Below are 4,065 nucleotides of genomic sequence, written 5' to 3'. Positions count from 1 at the left end.
ATTATACGATTGTACCGGAATATAATAACGAGCCCGTGGGTTCTCTTTCAGCCACTGTGACATTGACAGCCGGTGCTCCTGTTGACAAGGATGGCGCAGGTAAGGAGCGTTCAACATTCATAGCCAAACCAACCTCGATCGCCGCAAACAACAGCGAAACCTCGACATTGATCTTTACGGCCAAGGACAAGTATGGCAACCAGATCACGGGTATCGCAAACGACCTTGCCTTTGATATTGCGATCAAAAACGGTCCCGCTCCTGACAAAAGCAAGTTGACGCTGTCTGCCATTAACGAGGAAGGTTCAAGCGGTGTCTATAAGGCAACACTCCAAGGCACGCTTGCCAATGTCTATACGATAACGCCGAAATTCAAGGGCAATGCTGTCGGCACCCTCTCAGTCGACGTGACATTGAGAGCCGGTGATCCTGTTGAAAAGGGTGAAAATAATGAACTGCGTTCAACATTCACAGCCTCCCGTCTTTCGATCGTCGCAGACGATGAGGAAACCTCGACATTGACCTTTACGGCCAAGGACAAGTATGGCAATCTGGTAGGTAACATCGCCGATAACTTGAAATTTGTTATGAAAAGCGGTCCTAATAGCGGGGGCATAACGATTGACAAGGTACAAGAGACCGGAACAGCCGGTGTCTATACAGCAACACTCAAAGGCACGATTACCGGCGATTATATGATTGTACCGTTATATAACAACGTGGCCGTGGGTTCTCTTTCAGCCACTGTGACATTGGACGCCATTGAATTGGTTCTTTCCTGGAATAATGGTATCACATCGGTCTCGGTGGATGATACGCAACTGCCAACATTCTTGGTTGTTGTGCGTGACAAGAGCACCCTCAGACTCATTCCAAACAAAACTGTCACATTCACCTTAAGTTCAAATGGAGGTGGCAAACCGTCAATCTATCCGGCCACAGTAAAAAGCGGTGCCGATGGCCAAATAACACAAGCACCGGCCGTGTCTGATAATACGGCTGAAACTGTGACTGTTACAGGACAGATATCAGGAACAACTGTTACTACCGACTTAAATATTACGTTTACTGCGGGAGCGATAGACTTCGCTACAACTACGATTTCTGCTGATCCTGCTACGATTGTTGCAGATGGTAAAACCACCTCAACGATCCATTATAAGCCAAAGGATGGTTACGGGAACCCTATTACCAGCATCGATGCGAGCACAATCACAAGTGAAATCATTGGGATAGACGCTAGTGGCATAACCATGGGGGGCTGGTCGTTTGTTGATGGTCATTATCAAGCGGTTTTGACATCTGGAACCAAAATCGGCGCTATCAAGGTGATACCGGTGATTAATGGAGAGGATGGCATTTCCCGCTCGACCGGTAATATACTCACCCTTATTCCAGGGACTCTAGACGCTAGCCAAAGTGAGATCAAAGCGATTCCAAGCGAGATTGTAGCAAATGGAAAGTCAACAAGTCGTATCGAGTTTATCCCACGCGATGCAGCGGGCAACTTCATTTCGACGTTGAAAACTGAAACCATTGGTCAGGTGATTACCCCTCAAGATACCAACGGACCAAGAGACACGTCTATGTCAGCCTGGTCGTATGATAAAGGTGCGGGTGTCTATGTCAGCACGTTGACATCAGGTACAACGATAGGTGCTATCAACATCATGCCTACTGTTAATGGTGGAGAGGCCGCTACAATAGGTGTAACGAATACATTGAAGCTTATTGAGATTCCTGGCCAGAACGTCAATATCGATATTGCTCATACCGATAACGCGATAGCCGATGGTGTTGCGACCAATGTTGTTACCGTCACTTTAACCGATGACAACGGCGTAGCATTAGGTAATAGGCAAATCACTGTTACACCTTCCAATAGTGAGCTTTCGATTGATGGTGCAAAGGGCAGCACAGACCGTAGGACAAATGAAGATGGCAAGGTCATTCTTCAAATGGCATCAACCTATGCATCATGGCTTGGCAGCAATGGATTTACGGTCACTTTAGAAGGCTTCAGTGCCCAAGGGGAGACAAATTTCAGCCTCTATGTCGACAAAGATGCGTCGTTGGTCAGTCTGGATAAAGCCATACTTTACAATAATGGCACAGACAAGTTGACCGCAACCTATAAGCCTGTTGACAAAGAAGGACGTGCTATTCCTGCGGAGCTGCTCCCTGTAACGTTCTCGACAACAGACCTCGGATCAACACAGGTCATCACGCAAAATGGCCTCGTGGCAACTGTAAGCTCGCAAAGCAGCCCGTCTACCTATAAGCTTTCTGTCACGATGACCAATTATTCTCAAGGTTGGCAGCCTAAGCCTGTCAATTATAAACTCCAACCGTTATCAGGTGTTTTGCTGGCAGTTCTGGAAATCTCGCCGAAACTATGTGGTACTACATCGAACGGGATTAGTGATGGAATGCCATTCACTTACTGTACACCAACGGATGGCGTTGACTACTATCATTCAGGTCTTGGGTTCGTTATTGAACTGAAACAAGCAAGCCCATTATGGGATAAGCAGTTAACGCTACACTCATCAACGGTTGATGGCGCTATTTACGTTTCCTCTAAAGATGGAACAAAGACGCAAAACTGTTCGGTTGCCGTAACAATTCCTCAGTCGTGGATGAATGATTTCGGGGATAATAACCACAACCTTAATCTATCATTCACAGACAAAACCGCTTTCGATACCATCAGCTCGCCCGGTTATCGCAAGCCAAACGGTGGCGGCGGTGTAGGCGCATGTGATGTCTATTCTAACGTAAATAACTACACTCCTTTGAAACCTGATCTGCAAGGAAGTGGTAGCGTTGAGTTTGAAGCCTATACGACGAACCCGGAATCCAGCACTTTTTTCAGTGTTCCATTGACAGGTAGTCGTATGGATGCCGGCAAGCTGTCGTCAATTACGGTCAATATCTATGCTAATTAAGGGTTAAAAAAGTGAACCAACAGATATTTAGGCGAATAACCAAATTCGGGAATGTGCATTTCAGGACTTTCGATTTACGCGCTACAGGATTGTATAAATGTTTAACTCTTCGATCAGGAAAGCCACCTGGGCAAATGGGGTGTCTGTTTGCACTCTTATTGCGTCACTGTTTTACAGCAGTACATCTTTAGCAGAAACGTTAGTTTTTGACGGAAACAATATTTCTATTTTGCAAACCGATCCAACAGGTAACCGCAGCACTTATAAAAGTCTTTATTCGAGCAATATTTATAGCGACAATGTGGTTACTGTTGATGGTGGTACAAACGGAGCAGGACAGACCGCTTGGACAACAACCGGAACAATTAACGCACCTTACATTATTTATGGCGGTGTAGATGTCCAGTTGAACCGAGGCATGAGAGAAGGTGTTACGGCGGCTGATATCTCGAACAATCAAATTTCGATCAGTAATGTCCGGCATAATTGGTCAGGCCAATCCTCTGCCAATGGAGGCTTGGGAACCCATGTCACCAATGGAGGGAGTGCGGAACCGGTTCACTAAGTATGCAGCGTTAAAATGAAGCCGATGGGTGTGCAGACATGACCCTGGCTGCACATCCATCAGGGAGCAGATTGCAGGCCCCTGCAATCTGCTCTCTCAAAAGAATGATTTTAACTTAGTCATGTAAGAAATGCGGGGATGTCATTTCTATGCGCAGTAACTTTTTGAGCACCTTTGTGTCAAAGGCTGTGTCATGGTTGATGATTATCTTCTACCTATGCTCGTCTTTTCTGGCAATGGCCATGCCAACGCAGGCTGCGCAAAGAGACTCGGGAGAGTGAACGCTATGCCGCTGAGAACAGTCTTTCGGGCAGAGAGACTATGGTGCAAGCGCCTCACCTGATGGCTATAGCTCGCCGATCATGACCAGAGGTTATGTTCTGGTGTCCGGTGATACGCTTGATAGCGTTGCCAAACGCTATAATCTGAGTGTTGAGGGGTTGCGGCGTCTCAATCAGGATCGGTTTTTCAAGAACGGCTTTGACAAGGTAACGGTGGGGGATACGGTTTATGTTCCGCTGTCACCGGTTTCTGATGACATGGCGCATTATC

At 46.7% G+C, this 4,065-nt stretch carries 3 protein-coding genes; all 3 read left to right on the top strand.

Features of this window, described 5'->3' with window-relative positions:
- Positions 1–2,948, top strand: a 2,948-nt coding sequence (locus GQS64_RS11930) for an invasin domain 3-containing protein (protein WP_210329476.1), incomplete at its 5' end; no start/stop codon positions are given.
- Between the two features lie 97 nt (positions 2,949–3,045).
- Positions 3,046–3,513, top strand: coding sequence for a hypothetical protein (locus GQS64_RS11925; protein ID WP_198231757.1), 468 nt, complete (start codon positions 3,046–3,048; stop codon positions 3,511–3,513).
- A gap of 362 nt (positions 3,514–3,875) precedes the next feature.
- The coding region (locus GQS64_RS11920; RefSeq protein WP_198231756.1) for a LysM peptidoglycan-binding domain-containing protein at positions 3,876–4,065 on the top strand (190 nt) is incomplete at its 3' end.

It is taken from the genome of Bartonella sp. P0282 (assembly GCF_048452985.1).
Lineage (GTDB): Bacteria > Pseudomonadota > Alphaproteobacteria > Rhizobiales > Rhizobiaceae > Bartonella > Bartonella choladocola.
This window is presented reverse-complemented; position numbering and strand designations above follow the sequence as displayed.